The sequence below is a fragment of the Variovorax sp. GW821-FHT09D07 genome, assembly GCF_059416345.1.
Map to the genome: position 1 here is coordinate 400,415 of NZ_JBWKOY010000005.1, position 18,916 is coordinate 419,330.

Annotated in this window: 15 protein-coding genes; 13 read left to right on the forward strand and 2 right to left on the reverse strand. The window is 69.0% G+C overall.

What is annotated here, in order from left to right:
• The first annotated feature begins 20 nt into the window (after positions 1-20).
• The 13 genes from nrdR (at position 21) to AC07OX_RS20700 (ending at position 14,899) form a co-directional block, all read left to right on the forward strand.
• The gene (gene nrdR, locus AC07OX_RS20640; RefSeq protein WP_007836918.1) at positions 21-464 is read left to right on the forward strand and encodes a transcriptional regulator NrdR; all 444 of its coding nucleotides are present in this window, start codon (positions 21-23) and stop codon (positions 462-464) included.
• Positions 465-504: 40 nt separating this feature from the next.
• Complete coding sequence (gene ribD / locus AC07OX_RS20645; protein ID WP_495261715.1) at positions 505-1,623, forward strand: bifunctional diaminohydroxyphosphoribosylaminopyrimidine deaminase/5-amino-6-(5-phosphoribosylamino)uracil reductase RibD; 1,119 nt, start codon at positions 505-507, stop codon at positions 1,621-1,623.
• An 86-nt stretch (positions 1,624-1,709) separates the two neighbouring features.
• Positions 1,710-2,381, forward strand: a complete 672-nt coding sequence (locus tag AC07OX_RS20650) for a riboflavin synthase (RefSeq protein ID WP_495261716.1) — start codon at positions 1,710-1,712, stop codon at positions 2,379-2,381.
• Complete coding sequence (ribBA, locus tag AC07OX_RS20655) at positions 2,378-3,532, forward strand: bifunctional 3,4-dihydroxy-2-butanone-4-phosphate synthase/GTP cyclohydrolase II (RefSeq protein WP_495261717.1); 1,155 nt, start codon at positions 2,378-2,380, stop codon at positions 3,530-3,532. The genes AC07OX_RS20650 and ribBA overlap by 4 nt, the downstream gene beginning before the upstream one ends.
• Before the next feature lie 6 nt (positions 3,533-3,538).
• A complete protein-coding gene (gene ribH / locus AC07OX_RS20660) occupies positions 3,539-4,000 on the forward strand; it encodes a 6,7-dimethyl-8-ribityllumazine synthase (protein WP_056582067.1) in 462 nt (153 codons plus the stop codon).
• Complete coding sequence (gene nusB, locus AC07OX_RS20665) at positions 3,997-4,527, forward strand: transcription antitermination factor NusB (protein WP_495261718.1); 531 nt, start codon at positions 3,997-3,999, stop codon at positions 4,525-4,527. The genes ribH and nusB overlap by 4 nt, the downstream gene beginning before the upstream one ends.
• On the forward strand, positions 4,524-5,711 hold the full coding sequence (locus AC07OX_RS20670) for a pyridoxal phosphate-dependent aminotransferase (protein WP_062481568.1): 1,188 nt from the start codon (positions 4,524-4,526) through the stop codon (positions 5,709-5,711). The genes nusB and AC07OX_RS20670 overlap by 4 nt, the downstream gene beginning before the upstream one ends.
• Before the next feature lie 61 nt (positions 5,712-5,772).
• Positions 5,773-6,231 carry a tol-pal system-associated acyl-CoA thioesterase gene (gene ybgC / locus AC07OX_RS20675; protein WP_062481580.1) on the forward strand — a complete coding sequence of 153 codons (459 nt, stop codon included), beginning with the start codon at positions 5,773-5,775 and terminating at the stop codon, positions 6,229-6,231.
• On the forward strand, positions 6,228-6,950 hold the full coding sequence (tolQ, locus tag AC07OX_RS20680) for a protein TolQ (protein WP_070060387.1): 723 nt from the start codon (positions 6,228-6,230) through the stop codon (positions 6,948-6,950). The genes ybgC and tolQ overlap by 4 nt, the downstream gene beginning before the upstream one ends.
• 34 nt (positions 6,951-6,984) lie before the next feature.
• On the forward strand, positions 6,985-7,422 hold the full coding sequence (locus AC07OX_RS20685; RefSeq protein ID WP_070060386.1) for an ExbD/TolR family protein: 438 nt from the start codon (positions 6,985-6,987) through the stop codon (positions 7,420-7,422).
• A gap of 3 nt (positions 7,423-7,425) precedes the next feature.
• The gene (gene tolA / locus AC07OX_RS20690) at positions 7,426-8,352 is read left to right on the forward strand and encodes a cell envelope integrity protein TolA (protein WP_159277190.1); all 927 of its coding nucleotides are present in this window, start codon (positions 7,426-7,428) and stop codon (positions 8,350-8,352) included.
• Between the two features lie 92 nt (positions 8,353-8,444).
• Positions 8,445-9,683 (forward strand): M48 family metalloprotease, encoded by a 1,239-nt coding sequence (locus AC07OX_RS20695; RefSeq protein WP_495261719.1) that lies wholly within the window; start codon positions 8,445-8,447, stop codon positions 9,681-9,683.
• Positions 9,680-14,899, forward strand: coding sequence for an AAA domain-containing protein (locus AC07OX_RS20700; protein ID WP_495261720.1), 5,220 nt, complete (start codon positions 9,680-9,682; stop codon positions 14,897-14,899). The genes AC07OX_RS20695 and AC07OX_RS20700 overlap by 4 nt, the downstream gene beginning before the upstream one ends.
• On the opposite strand, the gene AC07OX_RS20705 is transcribed toward AC07OX_RS20700, so the two are convergent.
• Both AC07OX_RS20705 and dnaE read right to left on the reverse strand, forming a co-directional pair.
• A complete protein-coding gene (locus AC07OX_RS20705; RefSeq protein WP_083259096.1) occupies positions 14,883-15,254 on the reverse strand; it encodes a YgiW/YdeI family stress tolerance OB fold protein in 372 nt (123 codons plus the stop codon). The genes AC07OX_RS20700 and AC07OX_RS20705 overlap by 17 nt on opposite strands.
• Positions 15,255-15,349: 95 nt before the next feature.
• On the reverse strand, positions 15,350-18,868 hold the full coding sequence (gene dnaE, locus AC07OX_RS20710; RefSeq protein WP_495261721.1) for a DNA polymerase III subunit alpha: 3,519 nt from the start codon (positions 18,866-18,868) through the stop codon (positions 15,350-15,352).
• Between the last annotated feature and the right edge of the window lie 48 nt (positions 18,869-18,916).

Sequence of the window (18,916 nt, forward strand, 5' to 3'; positions counted from 1 at the left end):
AGAAGAGAAGCACTGGCCGCATGAAATGCCCTTTTTGCGGTCATCTCGAAACGCAGGTCGTCGAGACCCGCGTTTCGGAAGACGCCGACTTCGTCCGCAGGCGCCGCCAGTGCAGCGCCTGCGACAAGCGCTTCACCACGTATGAGCGCCCCGACGTCAATTTCCCCGTCGTGGTCAAGAAGGACGGCAGCCGCGCCGACTTCGACTCGACCAAGGTGCGCGCCTCGATGATGCTGGCGCTGCGCAAGCGCCCCGTGAGCATCGAGCAGATCGACAACGCCCTGCTGCGCATCGAGCAGAAGCTGCTGGCCAGCGGCCTGCGCGAAATCGATTCGACGAAGGTCGGCGAACTCGTCATGCGCGAACTCAAGAAACTCGACAAGGTCGCCTACGTGCGCTTTGCCTCGGTGTACCGCAGCTTCGAGGACGTGGACGAGTTCCGGCAGCTGCTGCGCGATATCTGAGCGGCGAGCCGACCCGCGCAGCCTTTTTCGCTCCGTACCCATGCCCTCTTCCGAACACATCGCGACCGCTCTGCGGCTGGCCGCTTCCGCGATCCGCCTGACCGACCCGAACCCGCGCGTCGGCTGCGTGCTGTGCGACGCCGACGGCCACCTGATCGGCCAGGGCCACACGCAACAGGCCGGCGGCCCGCATGCCGAAGTGATGGCGCTGCGCGACGCGCAGGCCCAGGGCCATTCGACTGCGGGCGCGACCGCCTACGTCACGCTCGAACCCTGCTCGCACCACGGCCGCACCGGCCCCTGCTGCGACGCGCTCATCGCCGCCGGCGTGCGCCGTGTCGTGGCTTCGCTCGCCGACCCGAACCCGCTGGTGGCGGGACAGGGCTTCGAGCGCCTGCGTGCGGCGGGCGTCGAGGTCGAAGTCGGACCGGGCGCCGACGAATCCCGCGAACTCAACATCGGCTTCTTCAGCCGCATGATCCGCAAGCAGCCTTGGGTTCGAATGAAGATCGCCGCCTCGATCGACGGCCGCACCGGCCTGCACAACGGCGTGAGCCAGTGGATCACCGGCGAGGCCGCGCGCGCCGACGGCCACGCCTGGCGGGCCCGCACCGGCGCCGTGCTGACCGGCGTCGGCACGCTGCTCGAAGACAACCCGCGCCTGGACGTGCGCCTGGTCGACACGCCGCGCCAGCCCCATCTCGTGGTGGTCGACAGCCACCTCCAGACCTCGCCCGACGCTCACATTTTCATAGCTGGCCGCGCCGTCTGGATCTACGCCGCCAGCCGGCACAACGAAGAAAAGGCGGCCGCGCTCGAAGCCCGCGGCGCCACCATCACCTGCCTGCCCAACCTGCACGGCAAGGTCGACCTGCCCGCGATGCTCCAGGACCTCGCGGCACGCGGCGTCAACGAGCTGCACGTCGAATCGGGCCACAAGCTCAACGGTTCGCTGCTGCGCGAAGGCTGCGTGGACGAGCTGCTGGTGTACTTGGCACCCAAGTTGATCGGCAGCGGGCTCGACATCGCCAGCCACCTGCATGCCGAAGGCCCGCTCACGTCGCTCGCAGGCGCATTGCCGCTCGAATTCAAGTCGGTGGACATGCTGGGGCCCGACCTGCGCATCGTCGCGCGCGTCGCCGGCCGCGACCACTTCTGAGCCGCGGCCGACGCGGCGCGGCACATTCGCAGCCGCAAACCGGCCCTTCGGGCCGAAGACCCCTCGATGTCTGCGAAAATGTGGAAATGTTCACCGGAATCATCACCGGCGTGGGGCGCATCGCCGCCATCCACGACCTCGGCACCTCCTCCTCCTACGGCAAGCGACTCAGCATCGAGGTGCCCGACGGCTACCTCGACGACGTCGGGCTCGGCGACAGCATCGCGCTCAACGGCGCCTGCATGACGGTCACCAGGCTCGCACCTGAACGCGGGCAATTCACCATCGACATTTCCGCGGAGTCCCTCGACAAGACGGCCGGCCTGACCGACGAAGGCAGCCGCATCAACCTCGAGAAGGCCCTGCGCGCGAGCGACCGCCTCGGCGGCCACATCGTCTCGGGCCACGTGGACGGCATCGGCCACGTGAGCTTCTTCGCGCCGGTCGGCGAAAGCTGGGAGCTGCGCGTGGTCGCACCGCCTGCCCTCGCCCGCTTCCTGGCCTACAAGGGCTCGATCACCATCAACGGCGTGAGCCTCACGGTCAACAGCGTGAGCGACATTGCCGAGGGCGCCGAGGTCAGCATCAACCTGATCCCGCACACCGTGGAAAACACCTCCCTCGGCGGCCTGAAGGCCGGTTCGAAGGTCAACCTCGAAATCGACACCGTGGCGCGCTACGTGGAGCGCATGCTTCAGGCCGGCATGCTCACCCCCTCTCTGACGTCTTCCACGTCTCCCAAGGACACTTCGAAATGAACGCCTCCGTCACGCCGATCGGCGCCCCGCGCGCCGACCGTGCACCCGCACCGATCTCCCCGGTCGAAGACATCGTGGCCGAGCTGGCCGCCGGCCGCATGGTCATCCTCGTGGACGAGGAAGACCGCGAGAACGAAGGCGACATCGTCATCGCCGCCGACCACATCACCGCCGAATCCATCAACTTCATGGCCCGCCACGCGCGCGGCCTGATCTGCCTCACGCTCTCGCGCGAGATGTGCGAGCGGCTGCAGCTGCCGCCGATGGTCCAGCGCAACGGCGCCAAGCATTCCACCGCCTTCACCGTCTCCATCGAGGCGGCCGAAGGCGTGACCACCGGCATCTCGGCCGCCGACCGCGCCCGCACCGTGCAGGCCGCCGTGGCACGCAACGCCGTGGCCGCCGACCTGGTGCAGCCCGGCCACATCTTCCCGCTGCAGGCGGTGGACGGCGGCGTGCTCATGCGCGCTGGCCACACCGAAGCCGGCTGCGACCTGGCCGCCATGGCCGGCTGCTCGCCCGCCTCGGTGATCTGCGAAGTGATGAACGAAGACGGCACGATGGCCCGCCTGCCCGATCTGCAGATCTTCGCGGCCGAGCACGGCCTCAAGATCGGCACGATTGCCGCGCTCATCGAGCACCGCAGCCGCGTCGAATCGCTGGTCGAGAAGGTCGGCTGCCGCGAGATCCAGACCAACTGGGGCGCCTTCACGGCCCACGCCTTCATCGACAAGCCCAGCCGCGGCGTGCACCTGGCACTGGTGCGCGGCCAGTGGGCCCCCGAAGAGACGGTGTCGGTGCGCGTGCACGAGCCGCTGTCGGTGCTCGACGCGCTCGAAGTCAACCGCCCGATGCACTCCTGGAGCCTGGACGCCAGCCTCTCGCACATCGCGAACGAAGGCAAGGGCGTGGCCGTGCTGCTGAACTGCGGCGAAACCGCGGCCGAGCTGCTCGCGCAGTTCGACGGCACCGCGCGCCCCGCGCAAGCCCCGGAGCGCGGTCGCATGGACCTGCGCAACTACGGCATCGGCGCGCAGATCCTGCGCGAATGCGGCGTGCACAAGATGAACCTGCTCGGCGCGCCGCGTCGCATGCCGAGCATGGCCGCCGGCTTCGGCCTCGAGATCGCCGGTTACCTCACGAAAGACTGAACGACCATGCAAGGTTCCAACAAGGGCGAGATCACGCTCAACGGCAAAGGCCTGCGCATCGGCATCGTGCAGGCGCGCTTCAACGCCGACATCACCGACGCACTGGCCGCGGCCTGCCTGTCGGAGCTCGAGGCGCTCGGCGTGGCCGCGTCCGACATCCATCATGTGCAGGTGCCCGGCGCGCTCGAAGTGCCCGTGGCGCTGCAGGCGCTCGCCGAGCGCGGCGGCTACCACGCGCTCGTGGCGCTGGGCTGCATCATCCGCGGCGAGACCTACCACTTCGAACTGGTGGCCAACGAATCGGGCGCGAGCGTGAGCCGCGTCGCGCTCGATTACCGCCTGCCCATCGCCAACGCGATCCTCACGACCGAAAACCTCGAACAGGCCGTCGCCCGCCAGACCGACAAGGGCCGCGACGCAGCCCAGGTGGCGGTCGAGATGGCACAACTGCTGGCCACCCTTTCATGACCGAAGACACCTCCAAGTCCGCCAAGCCCCGCCAGTCGCGCACCGGCCTCACCAGCACGGGCGCACGCAAGGCCGCGGCCAAGTCGAACCGCAGCCGCGCGCGCGAGTTCGCGCTGCAGGCGCTCTACCAGCACCTGGTGGGCGGCAACGACCCGACCGACATCGACCACTTCACGCGCGACCTCGCGGGCTTCCACAAGGCCGACGCGGCGCACTACGACGCGCTGTTGCACGGCTCGATCAACGGCGCCGAGCAGCTCGACGCGCTGATCCTGCCGCTGCTGGACCGCAAGTTCACAGAGATCTCGCCCATCGAGCACGCCGTGATGTGGATCGGCGTGTACGAGTTCCAGAACTGCCCCGACGTGCCCTGGCGCGTGGTGCTCAACGAGTGCATCGAACTCGCCAAGGAATTCGGCGGCACCGACGGCCACAAATACGTGAACGCCGTGCTCAACGGCCTCGCACCGCAGCTGCGTCCGCTCGAAGTGGAAGCCGACCGGGCCACCGGCAAGGCGCGCCCATGAGGATCTCGACGCGCGCGCAGCGCATCGAACCGTTTTACGTGATGGAGGTGGCGAAAGCCGCCGGCGTGCTGGCCCGCGAAGTGGCCCACACCGACCGTCCGATGATTTTCCTGAACATCGGCGAGCCCGACTTCACCGCCCCGCCCCTCGTGCAGGAAGCCGCCGCCCGCGCCGTGCGCGCCGGCGCCACGCAGTACACGCAGGCCACCGGCCTGGACCACCTGCGCGAACGCATCAGCGGTTGGTACAAGCAGCGCTTCAACGTCGACGTGCCGGCCCGCCGCATCGTCGTCACGGCCGGTGCCTCGGCCGCGCTGCAGCTGGCCTGCCTCGCGCTGATCGAATCGGGCGACGAGATCCTGATGCCCGACCCGAGCTACCCCTGCAACCGCCACTTCGTGAGCGCTGCGGACGGCAAGGCCGTGCTGGTGCCGACCACGGCCGAGGAGCGCTTCCAGCTCACCGCCGCCAAGGTCGAGGCCGCCTGGACCGACAAGACCCGCGGCGTGCTGCTGGCCTCGCCCTCGAACCCGACCGGCACCTCGATCGCGCCCGACGAACTGCGTCGCATCCACGAGGTGGTGTCGCAGCGCGGCGGCATCACGCTGATCGACGAGATCTACCTGGGCCTGTCGTACGACGATGCGTTCGGGCAGACGGCACTGGCCATCGACGACAACGTCATCAGCATCAACAGCTTCAGCAAGTACTTCAACATGACCGGCTGGCGCCTGGGCTGGCTGGTGGTGCCCGAAGTGCTGGTGCCGGTGGTCGAGCGCCTGGCGCAGAACCTCTTCATCTGCGCGAGCACGGTGTCGCAGTACGCCGCGCTGGCCTGCTTCGAGGCCGAGAGCATCGCCGAGTACGAACGCCGCCGCGCCGAGTTCAAGGCGCGCCGCGACTGGTTCATTCCGCAACTGAACGCCCTGGGCCTGAACGTGCCCGTGGTGCCCGACGGCGCCTTCTACGCCTGGGCCGACTGCACGAGCGTGGCCGACAAGCTCGGCATCTCGGGCAGCTGGGACTTCGCCTTCGAGACCATGAAGCGCGCCCACCTGGCCGTGACGCCGGGCCGCGACTTCGGCACGGCCGAAACCGCGAAGTTCGTGCGCTTTTCCACCGCCAGCTCGATGGCGCACCTGCAGGAATCGGTCGAGCGCCTGCGGGCCATGATCGCCCAATGAGCGTAGCGCCGGGCCGCCCCAAGCAAGCTCGCGCCGCAGTGCGAAGCACGGAGGCATGCAAGTGACTTTCGAGTTTCCGATCCGCGTCTACTGGGAAGACACCGATGCCGGCGGCATCGTGTTCTACGCCAACTACCTGAAGTTCATGGAGCGCGGTCGCACCGAGTGGCTGCGCTCCCTGGGCGTCGAGCAGCGCAAGCTCAAGGAAGCCACCGGCGGCCAGTTCGTGGTGAGCGAAACCCAGCTCAAATACCATCGGCCCTCGCGGCTGGACGACGAACTGCTGGTTACAGCCGAGCTGCGGCAACTGGGCACCGCGTCGTTGATAATCGGTCAGCGCGTGCTATCAAAAACAGAGCAAGAACGCACCGGGGCCGCGGCACCGGTCTTGCTGTGCGAAGGCACGATCCGCATCGGCTGGGTGGACGCCGCCACCTTGCGCCCTGCGCGCATTCCGGCCCAAGTTTCGGGAACCCTCGAGCACTCCAGCGGCTCCATGACTCAACCTTTCAAGCCATGAACCAAGATCTCTCCATCATCAATCTCCTGCTCCACGCCAGCTTCGTGGTGCAACTGGTCGTGCTGCTGCTGGTGATCGTGTCGGTCGCCAGCTGGGCCGCCATCATCCGCAAGTACTTCGCCCTCAAGCGCATCCGCGTGCTCAACGACGATTTCGAGCGCGAGTTCTGGTCGGGCACCAGCCTGAACGAGCTGTTCGCCTCGGCCGCGCAGAACGCCAAGTTCGCCGGCCCCATGGAGCGCATCTTCGCCTCCGGCATGCGCGAGTACCAGAAGCTGCGCGAGCGCCACGTGACCGACGCGGCCACGCTGCTCGACGGCGCCCGCCGCGCCATGCGCGCGAGCTTCCAGCGCGAACTCGACGCGGCCGAGCAGAACCTGTCGTTCCTGGCCACCGTCGGTTCGGTGTCGCCGTACGTGGGCCTGTTCGGCACGGTCTGGGGGATCATGCATGCCTTCACCGGCCTGGCCGCCCTCACGCAGGTGACGCTGGCCACCGTGGCGCCCGGCATCGCCGAAGCGCTGGTGGCCACGGCCATCGGCCTGTTCGCCGCCATTCCCGCGGTGGTCGGCTACAACCGCTTCGCGCGCGAGATCGACAAGATCGCCATCGCCCTGGAGACCTACATCGAAGAGTTCTCCAACATCCTGCAGCGCAACCTCTCGGCCAACCCCGGCGCCGTGACGCCCGCAGCCTCGGTCACCGCCGCGAACCGCTGAAGAGCGGCGCGCACAAGACAAAGGACGCGACGACATGCCCGCCGTTTCATCCCGGGGCCGCGGCCGCCGCACGATCAACGAGATCAACATGGTCCCGTTCATCGACGTGATGCTGGTGCTGCTGATCATCTTCATGGTCACGGCCCCACTCATCACGCCGAGCGTGATCAACCTGCCGACGGTCGATCGGGCCAACAAGCAGCCCGACAAGCCCATCGAGATCGTCATCAAGAGCGACGACGAAGTGCAGATCAAGAAAGACCCGTCCACCGGCACCGGCGGCGCGTCGATCCCCATGACGCAGATCGGCTCGGCCGCCAAGGCCGCGCAAGGCGGCGACGCCCAGCGCCCCGTGGTCATCAGCGCCGACAAGTCGGTGAAGTACGAAACCGTCGTGAAGGCGATGAACCAGCTCAAGCGCAGCGGCATCGAGCGCGTGGGCCTGTCGGTCACGACCACGGGCGGCAAATAAGGCATGTCGCTCGCCCTGGATCGCCCCGAGTTCGCGCCGCCGCCGCAACGCGGCACGCCCCGCGCGGTTGCGCTCGCCCTCATTGCCCATGCGCTGCTGATCGCCGCCCTCACCTGGGGCGTGCGCTGGCGCAGCGAAGCCGACGATGGCGCGGTCGATGCCGAGCTGTGGTCCACCACGGTGATGCAGGCCGCCCCGCGCCTGTCGGTGCCGGAGCCGCCGGCCCCCGTGCCCGCACCGCCCCCGCCTGCACCCGCACCGCCCCCGCCGCCTCCCCCGGCCGTCAAGCCGCCCGAGCCGGCGCCCGCCCCTGCGCCCGACATCGCGCTGGAGCGCGAGAAGAAGCTCAAGGAACAGAAGGCGCAGAAGGAGCGCGAGCTCGAGCAGCAGCGCGTGCAGCAGCAAAAGAAGAAGGAGCTCGAGGCCAAGGAGCGCGCCGAGGACGAAGCCGAGCGCAAGAAAGAACAGCAGAAGAAACTGGCCGAGCAGAAGAAGCAGCAGGAAGCCGAGGCCAAGCAGGCCGAAGCGAAGAAGGCGGAGGCGGCCGCCAAGCAGGCCGCCGCCGACCGCGCCGCGACGCTCAAGCGCATGCAGGGCCTGGCAGGCGCCAGCGGCAGCGACGATGCCAAGGGCAACGCCCAGCGCTCGTCCGGCCCGTCCAGCGGCTATGCCGGCCGCATCGCTGCCGCTGTGCGCCCAAACATCACCTTCCCCGATGCCGACAGCGTGAACGGCAACCCCGAGGCCGAGTTCGAAGTGCGACTGGCACCCGACGGCACCATCGTCGGCGTCAAGCTCGCCAAGTCCAGCGGCCTGCCGGCCTGGGACGAAGCGGCCGAACGCGGCCTGCGCAAGACCGACAAGCTGCCGCGCGACACGGACGGGCGCATCTTCCCGTCGCTCATCGTCACGCTCAAGCCCAAGCGTTGACACCCGCAATCACCCACATCGTGGGTGATTGCAAGCGACACCACCCGCTCGTTTAGGATCGTCGGCAACTCATTGTTGCTGGCGCTCCTGACATGGTCGACTCTTTCCCTGCCGTTCGCCTCCAAGACCTGACGCCGCTGCCCTACCAGCAGGCACTGGCCGCCCACCTCCAGGCGAACGAACCCGAGGCCTGGCGCTGGGCCGCCTCCGCCGAAGCGCGCGAAGAACACACGGCCGCCATGCGCGCCGAACTGCTGCGCAGCGCCTACCGGCTCGACGCCGACGCGCACCCCGACCTGCATGCCGACGCCACCCTGGCCGCGCAGCGGCTGGGCGTCACGGCGCGCATCACGCTCTACCAGGCCCCGTCCGGCGACGGCGCGGCCATGAACGCCGCGATCTACGTCGTGCCGGGCGAGGCGCACATCGTGCTCTCGGGTCCGCTGCTCGAAAAGCTGCAGCCGCCCGAGCGCCAGGCAGTGCTCGGCCACGAGCTGGCGCACTACCTGCTGTGGGAGCGCGACGGCGGCAAGCACCACGTCGTCGATCGCCTGCTGCACGCCACGGCAGCTGACCCACGCGCCGATGCGAGCCACCTGCAGGCCGCGCGGCGCCATGCGCTGTACACCGAGGCCTTTGCCGACCGCGGCGGCTGCGTGGCCTGCGGCGCGCTCGAGCCCGCCGTGAGTGCGCTCATCAAGATCGAGACCGGCCTCACGCAGGTCAACGTGGCGAGCTACCTGGCGCAGGCCGAGGAAATCTGCGCCGACCCCAACAACAAGGCATTGCAGACGCGCGGCGTGAGCCACCCCGAGGTGTTCGTGCGCGCCCGCGCGCTGCGCCTGTGGGCCGGCCGCGAGCACGACGCCGACGAATGGCTGGCCGCCGCGCTCGAAGGTCCGCTCGACCTGGCCACGCTCGACGTGCTCGGCCAGCAGCGCGTGAGCGCCCTCACGCGCGGCACCCTGGCGCAGCTGCTGCAGCGGCCCGTGCTGCAGTCGGAGTCGCTGCTGGCGCATGCGCGCCGCTTCTTCCCCGACTTCGCGCCGCCCACCTCGGCGATGCCGCTGCCCGAGCCCGCCCCCACCGGCCTGCACGACTACCTGGCCAGCGTGCTGGTCGACTTCGTCGCCGCCGATCCCGAGATGGACGACGTCACCCTCGCCGCCGCGCTGGGCCTGGCCGATGCGCTCGGTTGCGACACGCCCTTCGAACAGCGCGTGCTGAAGGACCTGGGTCTGTCCAAGCGCAACTTCACCCGCGTCAAGCGCGACGCCGCCGCCCTGCTCGACAAGGCCGCCACTTCTTCTTCGCAGGCTGCCGCCGCATGACCCTCGCTCCCGCCCCGCTCCTGCAACTGCTCGCCACCGCCGAGGCCCATGGCGGCCTGCAGACCGACGACGTGCTCAAGCTCGTGCTGCCGCTGCTGCGCGAGGTCTCGGCCCTGCACGAACTCGGCCACGTCGCCGCGCTCGGCAACGCCTTCGCCTACCGAGTGACCGACGCGCCCGCCGAACCCGCGCTGGCACTCGTCCAGCCTGAAGGCACGGCACCAAGTCGCCACCCCGAGGCCATCGCGCCCCTCGAACAGCCCGCTGCCTCCGTGCTGCGCGTGGTCGGCGAAACGCGCCTGACCGTCGATGCCGACGCCGGCGTCGCGCTCGAGAACCTCGCGGTGATGCCCGAGGCCGGCCCCGACACCGTGCCCACGCGCCCCGTCTACCTGCCCGGCTACGCCGCGTGGGAGCTGCGCCTGGGCCACCACGACGCGCTCGGCGACATCCTGTGCCTGGGTCAGGTGCTGGCCAGCCTGTCGTGCGGACTCGACTTCACCGACGGCGACGACCTGACCCGCTTCGCCACGCACCGCGGCAACCTGTTCGAGCTGAACCGCCGGCTGCACCCGGTGGTGGCCGCCGTGATCTTCGAGATGACCGCGCTCGACCGCCACGAGCGCGCGCGCGACCTGCCCTCGGTCATCCGCCGCCTCGAGACCTACCGCGACCAGCCCGTCGACCTCGGCCTGGACCGCATCGCGCCCGCCCGCGACGGCGCGGGCCAGCGCCGCCAGGCGATCCAGCTGCACCTGCGCGACCGGCTGTTCGACCTCTCGCGGCGCAACCGCCTGCTGTACTTCAAGCCGACGCAGGCGCATGTGAACCTCACCGTCGCCAGCGTGCCGCTGGTGGTCGACCTCAACAGCATCCGCACCGACCAGCTGTGCGTGTGGGACGGCCGCTTTGCCGCCGACATCGCCAGCTGCGACCCCGTGCCGCTCGCGCGCTGGCTGCGCTTCGAAGACCAACCCTACCTGCCCGGCGCGCTCGACCGCATCCTGCAGGAGGCACGGCGCGACCGGGCCGAGTACGGCTTCTCTCAGCTGTCGCTGGTGATCGCCTTCCTGCGCTGGCACAACCTCAAGGAGGGCGAGGCCGAACGCGCCGAGCGCATCGCCTCGCCGCTGCTGATGCTGCCGGTGGAGCTCACGCGCAAGAAAGGCGTGCGCGACCAGTACCTGCTCGAAGCCTCGGCCAGCGAGGCGCAGGTGAACCCCACGCTGCGCCACCACCTGCGCCAGCTCTACGGCATCGCGCTGCCCGAGACGGTGGACCTGCGCGAGACCTCGCTCGAACAGTTCCACGCCCAGTTGTCGGCGCAGATCGCGCAGAGCGAGCCCGGCGTGCAGCTGCGGCTCGTGAAGCAGCCCGAGATCGCCGTGATGCACCAGCGCGCACGCCAGCGGCTCGAACAGTTCAAGCGCCGCACCCGCGTGCGCTCGCCCTCGGCGGTGCCGGTGGCCGCGCAAGACTTCAGCTACGCGCAGGACGACTTCCGCCCGCGCGGGCTGCAGCTGTTCCATGCGCGCGTGCGCCCCGTGCCGCTGCCGGTGCGCGAGGCCGTCGGCGGCGCGCCGCAGCCGCGCGCGCCGCAGATGGCGGCCACGGCTGTCGATGACACCGAGCGCAAGACCTTCGCGCTGCGCGAGAGCAGCGGCAACCCCTACCAGTGGGACATCGACCTCACGGCCGTGACGCTGGGCAACTTCAACCACCGCAAGATGTCGCTGGTGCGCGACTACTCGGGGCTGGCCGAATCCGACCTGGCCAGCGAGGCCTTCGACCGCGTGTTCTCGCTGCAGCCGCGCCGCGTCGACGCCGAGACGCCGCCCGCCTTGCCGCTGGCCGACCAGTGGCCCGTGGTGCAGGCCGACGCCACGCAGACCGCCGCGGTGGCGCTGGCGCGCACCGGCACCAGCTACATCATCCAGGGCCCGCCGGGCACGGGGAAGTCGCAGACCATCACCAACCTGATCGCCGACTACGTGGGCCGCGGCCAGCGCGTGCTGTTCGTGTGCGAGAAGCGCGCCGCCATCGACGTCGTGTTCCACCGCCTGCGCCAGCAGGGGCTGGACGAGCTGTGCTGCATGATCCACGACTCGCAGGGCGACAAGAAGGCCTTCGTGCAGAACCTGCGCAAGACCTACGAGCTGTGGCTCGAGGCGCCCGGCACGCTGGCGCAGGAAAGCACCGAGCGCACGCAGCTGCTCGACGCCATGGACCTCGACCTGCGCGCGCTCGAACGCTTCGACGCCGCCATGCACGACGTGCCCGAACACATCGCGGTGACGCTGCGCGAGCTGCTGTCGCGGCTGGTGGCGCTCAAGGCCGGCGACCCGTCGCTCACGCCGCTGCAGGCCGAGGCGCTGCCCGCCTTCGCGGCCTGGCGCCGGCATGCGGAGCTGGTGTCGCGCCTGCACCTGGCCGTGACCGAAAGCCTGGGCGCGCCCAGCTTCGCGCAGCATGTGTTCGCGCAGCTCGCGCCCTCGCTGCTGGCGCAGGAGAAACCGCTGGCGCGGCTGGTCGAACGCAGCGAACGCGCCATCGACCTGAGCGCCTCCTGCCGCGATGCGCTGGTCGATGCGTGGCCGCCGCTGGCCGAGGCCGGCGTGCTGTGGCGCGATGCGCTGGCCGTGGTGGCCGATGCGCGCAGCGTCGCCGCGCTGGCCGCGCGCGGCCAGCTGGCGCTGCTCGATGCGGCGCACCCAAGCAGCCTCGCGCTCGGCAGCGCGTTGAACGAAAGACGCACGCTGCAGCAGGCGCTCGACGCGCAGCTGCAGCGCACCGCCCACTGGCGCGACAAGCTCTCGCCCGGCGACACCGAAGCCGCGCTGGCGCAGGCCCGCACGCAGCAAGGCTCGCTGCTGCGCTGGCTGCAGCCCTCGTGGTGGCGCCTGTCGGGCGAACTCAAGCGCCGCTACGACTTCGCCGCGCATGCCGTGCGTCCGCAGCCCAGCCAGATCCTCGAAGACCTGCGCGCCGAACAGGCCGCGCGCACCGCGCTCGACCAGCAGGCGGCGCGCCTCGAGGTCGATTACGGCTGCACCGACGCCGAGGCCTTCGCGCAGCAGCTGCAGGCGATGCGCAGCATCGACGCCGGCGCCGGCCTGCGCGCGGCGTTCCAGGCTCACCTGCGCACCGACGCGGGCCGCCGCAGCGTCGAACAGCTCGTCGCCGCCGCACCGCGCGTCGACACACTCGACGCCCTCTGGCGCGACCTGCTGCACGACGCCGGCGCGCAACCGCTGGACGCGCTCGACGCCCAGGCCCGCACACTGCGCGACCAGGCCGACGCGCTGCCGTCGGTGCTCCAGCCGATGCAGGAACTGGCCGAGGCCGACCCGGCCGTGGCCGCCGCGCTGCGCACCCTGCCGCTGCCGCCCGAGGCCATCGAGTACGCCGTCGCGCGCGAAGGGCTGGAGCGCGTGTACCGCACCGAACGCTGGCTGCCGCGCTTCGACGGCGCCACGCTCGCGCGCCATGCGCAGCGCCTAGGCGAAGGCGAACGCAAGCTGCTCGAACGCAATGCGCGCACGCTCGCCGCCGCGGTGCGCCAGCGTTTCCGCGACCATGTGCAAAAGAGCGCCCTGCCCGCCAGCCAGCTCGACGCCGACGGCAAGGTCTTCAAGAAGAGCTACAACGCCGGCCGCCGGGAGCTCGAGCACGAGTTCGGCAAGACCATGCGCTACAAGGCGATCCGCGAACTCGCCAGCGGCGACACCGGCCGCGTGGTGCGCGACATGAAGCCCATCTGGCTCATGAGCCCGCTGTCGGTGTCCGACACGCTGCCGCTCGCGGCCGACCTGTTTGACGTGGTGATCTTCGACGAGGCCAGCCAGATCCCGGTCGAGGAAGCCGTGCCTGCGCTGTACCGCGCGCCGCAGATCATCGTGGTGGGCGACGAGATGCAGCTGCCGCCGACCAGCTTCTTCTCGTCGGGCCGCGACGCCGAGGAAGACACCGTGTCGGTGGCAGGCGACGATGCGGAGAACGGCGAGGAAGGCGAACGCATCGCCGTCGTGCTCGACGCCGACAGCCTGCTGAACCAGGGCGCGCGCAACCTGCCGGCCACGCTGCTGGCCTGGCACTACCGCAGCCGCTACGAATCGCTCATCGGCTTTTCGAACGCGGCCTTCTACGCGGGCAACCTGTACACCATTCCCGACCGCAGCCTGCCCGCGCCCGAGCGCGGCGAGATCGTGGTGCAGTCGCGCAGCCCGACCGACGAGTCCGTGAAGGCGCAGGTCGACGCCCTGCTCTCGCGCGCCATCAGCTTCCACCGCGTGGCCGATGCGGTGTACGAGAACCGCATCAACGACGGCGAGGCGCGTCACATCGCGCAACTGGTGCGCGAGCTGCTTAAACGGGAGACCGGGCGCAGCCTCGGGATCGTGGCGTTCTCCGAGGCACAGCAGGGCGAGATCGAGGAGGAGCTGAACGCGCTCGGCGCGGTCGATGCCGACTTTGCGGCGCGGCTGGAGGCCGAGTACGTGCGCGAGGAAGACGACCAGTTCTGCGGCCTCTTCATCAAGAACCTGGAGAACGTGCAGGGCGACGAGCGCGACATCATCATCCTGAGCATCTGCTACGGCCCCAACCCCGAGGGCCGCATGCTGATGAACTTCGGCCCCATCAACCAGCGCGGCGGCGAGAAGCGGCTGAACGTGATCTTCAGCCGCGCGAAGCACCACATGGCGGTGGTCTCGACCATCCGCCACGAGGCGATCACCAACGACCACAACGAAGGCGCGGCGGCGCTGAAGAACTTCCTGCGCTATGCCGAGTGCCTGTCACGCGGCGACGAGGACACGGCGCGGCGCGTGCTCGAAGGCATGAACCCGCTGGCGCGCGGCCACGTGGCGCGGCAGGCGCGCACGGACGAGGTCACGGCGCAGATCGCGCAGGCGCTGCGCGCACGCGGCCATGCGGTGGACGAACAGGTGGGGCAGTCGCGTTTTCGCTGCGACCTCGCGGTGCGCGCGGCGGGCCAGGGCCACTATGCGCTGGGCCTCCTCGTGGACGGCGCGGCGCAAGACGGCACGCGCCACAACGTGCTGGAACGCTACGTCTCGCGTCCGCGCATCCTCGACGCTTTCGGCTGGCAGGTGATGCAGGTGCTGGCCAAGGACTGGCTGCACGCCCCCGAGGCCGTGCTCGACCAGGTCGAACAGGCGCTCGGGAAAAAGGCCGGGGTCAGCGCAGGACGGTAATGACGCGCTTGACGTCGAGTTCGGTCTTGCCGGTGAGCCGGTCCTTGTCGAACTCGCCGCTGAGTTCGACGCGCACCTTGTCGTCGATCTTCACGCCCGGCGGGAAGTACTTGGCGTCGATCTCGACCTTCAGGCGGCCCGTGTCGTCGGCAAAGGTGTAGTGCTCGCCACCATCGTGCGAGACGATGAAGCCGCGCACCGTGGCGTGCTGGTCGTCCTGGCCGGTCTCGATCAGCTGCTTGACCGTCAGGTTCGGCACCGAGCTCGGGCCGGCGTACTGGGCCCAGGCCGCGGCCATGGGCAGCGCCACGCCGAACGTCAACGCGGTGGTCTTGAGGATCTTCTTGAAATGCATGCGGTCATTCCTCCTGTGAGTGGCCCAAGGCCAGGTTGCAACAGACTGATGGACCGCGCGCAGGCCCCGAGGTTCCCCGGGGCCGCGCGGCCCGATCAATCGTAGACGACCTGCGCCTTGCCCGCTTCGGCCTGCGCGGTCCAGCTCGCGAGCGCCGCATCGGTCGGGAAGAACTTCGCGCGCTCGCCCAGTTGCAGCTCGACCTGCGCCCCGCCCCGCGCCATCGACAGGCGCACGGGCAGGCCGTGCACGAGGTCACCGACCTCGGTCTGCTCGGTGCGCGCCGGAAAGTCTTTCAAGAGGCGCGCGATCTCTGGCACCTTGCCGTTGACCGCCACGCGCAGGAACTTGCCGAAGCGGCAGCGCGCCGAGGCCAGGTCCCACACCTGCTGCACCTGGAAGCGCGCCTCGAAGCCGCCGCGCGCGGGCTGCAGCTTGCCGCTCACGATGACGAGCTCGTCGTCCTTCAGCGTGTTGCGGTTGGCGTTGATGAGCGCCTCGTCGGCCGTGGCGTCGATGGACTCCGACTTGTCGTCCAGCTTGAAGATCGCCAGCCGGCCGCGCTGGCCGTTGATGACGCGGAAATCGCTCACGATGCCGGCAATGACCTGCGGATCGCGGCTGTCGAGCAGGTCGCCGATCTCGCGCTTGCAGAAGCGCCGCACCTCGTGCGAGACCTCGTCGAACAGGTGGCCCGACAGGTAGAAGCCCACGGCCGTCTTCTCGAAGGTCAGGCGTTCCTTCACGCCCCAGGGCGTGGCGTCGACCAGGTCGGGCTCCTGCGTGGCCGAGCCGTGCTCGCAGTCGCCGAAGATGTCGGCCTGCGAGGCGTTGGCCGCCGTGGCAATGGCGAACTCGAAGGCGCGGTCGACCGAGGCGATGAGCGAGGCGCGGTTCTGCTGGATGGCGTCGAACGCGCCGGCCTTGATGAGCGCTTCGACCGTGCGCTTGTTGATGCGCTGGCGGTCGATGCGCACGCAGAAGTCGTACAGGCTCTTGAACGGCCCGCCCTCTTCGCGCGCCCGCACCACGGCCTCGACCGCGAGCTGGCCCGTGCCCTTCACGGCACCGAGGCCGTAGCGGATGATCCGGTTGGTGACCGGCTCGAAGCGGTAGTTGCCGCGGTTCACGTCCGGCGGCTCGAAGGTGATGTTGAAGTTCTTCTGGGCGTCTTCGAACAAGAGCTTGAGCTTGTCCGTGTCGTCCATTTCCACGGTCATGTTGGCGCAGAAGAACTCGGCCGTGTAGTGGACCTTGAGCCAGCCCGTGTGGTACGCCAGCAGCGAGTAGGCGGCGGCGTGCGACTTGTTGAAGCCGTAGCCCGCGAACTTCTCCATCAAGTCGAAGATTTCGTCGGCCTTGTCCTGCACGATGCCGTGCGTGGACAGCGCGCCCGCGCGGAACTTCTCGCGGTGCTCGGCCATTTCCTCGAGCTTCTTCTTGCCCATTGCGCGGCGCAGCAAGTCGGCGCCGCCCAGCGAGTAGCCGCCCAGGATCTGCGCGGTCTGCATCACCTGCTCCTGGTAGACCATGATCCCGTAGGTCTCGGAGAGCATCTCGGCCACGGCCGGGTGCGGGTACTCCACGTCTTCGCGGCCGTGCTTGCGCGCCACGAAGCTGGGAATCAGGTCCATCGGGCCCGGGCGATACAGCGCGTTCAGCGCGATCAGGTCTTCCAGGCGCGTGGGCCGCGCGTCCTTCAGCATGCCCTGCATGCCGCGGGATTCGAACTGGAACACGGCCTCGGTCTTGCCGTCGGAGAACAGGCGGTAGGTCGGCCCGTCGTTCAGCGGGATGTTCTCGAACGCGAAGTTCTCCTGGCCCTTGTGGCGCTTCATGATGAACTCGCGCGCGATCTCCAGGATCGTGAGCGTGGCCAGGCCCAAGAAGTCGAACTTCACGAGGCCGATGGCTTCGACGTCGTCCTTGTCGTACTGGCTCACGGCCGATTCGCTGCCGGGCTGCTGGTACAGCGGGCAGAAGTCGGTGAGCTTGCCCGGCGCAATGAGCACGCCGCCGGCGTGCATGCCGATGTTGCGGGTCATGCCTTCGAGCTTCTGCGCGAGCTCGACCAGCATGCGGACTTCTTCTTCCTTCTCGATGCGCTCCGCCAGCTGCGGCTCCATCTCGATGGCGTAGTTGTTCTTGTCGCCTTCGATCTTGGTCGCGGGCGGGTACTGCAGCGTCACCGACATGCCCGGCTTGTTCGGAATCAGCTTGCTGATGCCGTCGCAGAACATGTAGCTCATGTCGAGCACGCGGCCCACGTCGCGGATGGCCGCGCGCGCGGCCATGGTGCCGAAGGTGGCAATCTGGCTCACGGCGTTGCGGCCGTACTTGTCCTTCACGTAGTCGATCACGCGGTCGCGATTGCCCTGGCAGAAGTCGATGTCGAAGTCGGGCATCGAGACGCGTTCGGGGTTCAGGAAACGTTCGAACAGCAGCTTGTATTCGAGCGGGTCGAGGTCGGTGATCTTCAGCGCGTAGGCCACGAGCGAGCCGGCGCCCGAGCCCCGGCCCGGGCCCACGGGGCAGCCGTTTTCCTTGGCCCACTTGATGAAGTCGCCCACGATCAGGAAGTAGCCGGGGAAGCCCATGTTCAGGATCGTGTTGATCTCGAACTCCAGGCGCTCCACGTAGCGTGCCCGTTCGGCCTCGCGCTTGGCTTCGTCGGGGTACAGGTGCTTCAGTCGCACCTCCAGGCCCTCGAACGACTCCTGACGGAAGAACTCGCCGATCGGCATGCGCACGCCTTCGCTGATGAAGGGCGTGGGAAAGTCGGGCAGTTGCGGCTTGCCGAGCACCAGCGTGAGGTTGCAGCGCTTGGCGATCTCGACCGTGTTGGCCAGCGCGCTCGGCACATCGGCGAACAGCGCCTGCATCTCGGCGCTCGACTTGAAGTACTGCTCTTCGGTGAACTTGCGCACGCGGCGCGGGTTGCCAAGAATTTCGCCTTCGGAAATGCACACGCGCGCCTCGTGCGCCTCGTAGTCCTGGCGTTCGGCGAACTGCACCGGGTGCGTGGCCACCACCGGCAGCTTCAGGCGGGCGGCGAGCTTCACGGCGGCGATCACGTGCGGCTCGTCCTCGGGACGGCCGGCGCGCTGCAGTTCGATGTAGAAACGGTGCGGGAACATGCCAGCCAGTTGCAGCGCCAGTTCGGCGGCGCGCTCTTCCTGGCCTTGCAGCAGCGGCTGGCCCAGCGGCCCGGCCTGCGCGCCCGACAGCGCGATCAGCCCGCCCTGCAGCTCCTGCAGCCATTCGAGCTTGCAGGCCGCCTGCGACTGGCCGCGGCTCACGTTCTGCGTCCAGGCCCGGGCCAGCAGCTCCGACAGGTTGAGGTAGCCCTCCATGTTCTGCACCAGCAGAATGAGGCGGGTCAGCGCGCCGGGCTCCTTGCCCAGCCCGTCGATGAAGATTTCAGCGCCGATGACGGGCTTGACGCCCTTGCCCCGGCCCTGCTTGTAGAACTTGACCGTCCCGAACAGGTTGTTCAGGTCGGTGATGGCCAGCGCAGGCTGCTTGTCGGCAGCGGCGGCCTTGATGACTTCGTCGATTCGATTCGTGCCATCGACGACGGAAAACTCGGTGTGCAGACGCAGGTGAACAAACATCCGTCGATTGTAGGAAGCCGCCCTCCACGATGTGGTGTGGCGATCCCT

Bases quoted from the DNA above. Each gene is read 5' to 3' on its own strand.
- nrdR (WP_007836918.1), top strand. From the start codon at position 21: ATGAAATGCCCTTTTTGCGGTCATCTCGAAACGCAGGTCGTCGAGACC.
- ribD (WP_495261715.1), top strand. From the start codon at position 505: ATGCCCTCTTCCGAACACATCGCGACCGCTCTGCGGCTGGCCGCTTCC.
- AC07OX_RS20650 (WP_495261716.1), top strand. From the start codon at position 1,710: ATGTTCACCGGAATCATCACCGGCGTGGGGCGCATCGCCGCCATCCAC.
- ribBA (WP_495261717.1), top strand. From the start codon at position 2,378: ATGAACGCCTCCGTCACGCCGATCGGCGCCCCGCGCGCCGACCGTGCA.
- ribH (WP_056582067.1), top strand. From the start codon at position 3,539: ATGCAAGGTTCCAACAAGGGCGAGATCACGCTCAACGGCAAAGGCCTG.
- nusB (WP_495261718.1), top strand. From the start codon at position 3,997: ATGACCGAAGACACCTCCAAGTCCGCCAAGCCCCGCCAGTCGCGCACC.
- AC07OX_RS20670 (WP_062481568.1), top strand. From the start codon at position 4,524: ATGAGGATCTCGACGCGCGCGCAGCGCATCGAACCGTTTTACGTGATG.
- tolQ (WP_070060387.1), top strand. From the start codon at position 6,228: ATGAACCAAGATCTCTCCATCATCAATCTCCTGCTCCACGCCAGCTTC.
- AC07OX_RS20685 (WP_070060386.1), top strand. From the start codon at position 6,985: ATGCCCGCCGTTTCATCCCGGGGCCGCGGCCGCCGCACGATCAACGAG.
- tolA (WP_159277190.1), top strand. From the start codon at position 7,426: ATGTCGCTCGCCCTGGATCGCCCCGAGTTCGCGCCGCCGCCGCAACGC.
- AC07OX_RS20695 (WP_495261719.1), top strand. From the start codon at position 8,445: ATGGTCGACTCTTTCCCTGCCGTTCGCCTCCAAGACCTGACGCCGCTG.
- AC07OX_RS20700 (WP_495261720.1), top strand. From the start codon at position 9,680: ATGACCCTCGCTCCCGCCCCGCTCCTGCAACTGCTCGCCACCGCCGAG.
- AC07OX_RS20705 (WP_083259096.1), bottom strand. From the start codon at position 15,254: ATGCATTTCAAGAAGATCCTCAAGACCACCGCGTTGACGTTCGGCGTG.
- dnaE (WP_495261721.1), bottom strand. From the start codon at position 18,868: ATGTTTGTTCACCTGCGTCTGCACACCGAGTTTTCCGTCGTCGATGGC.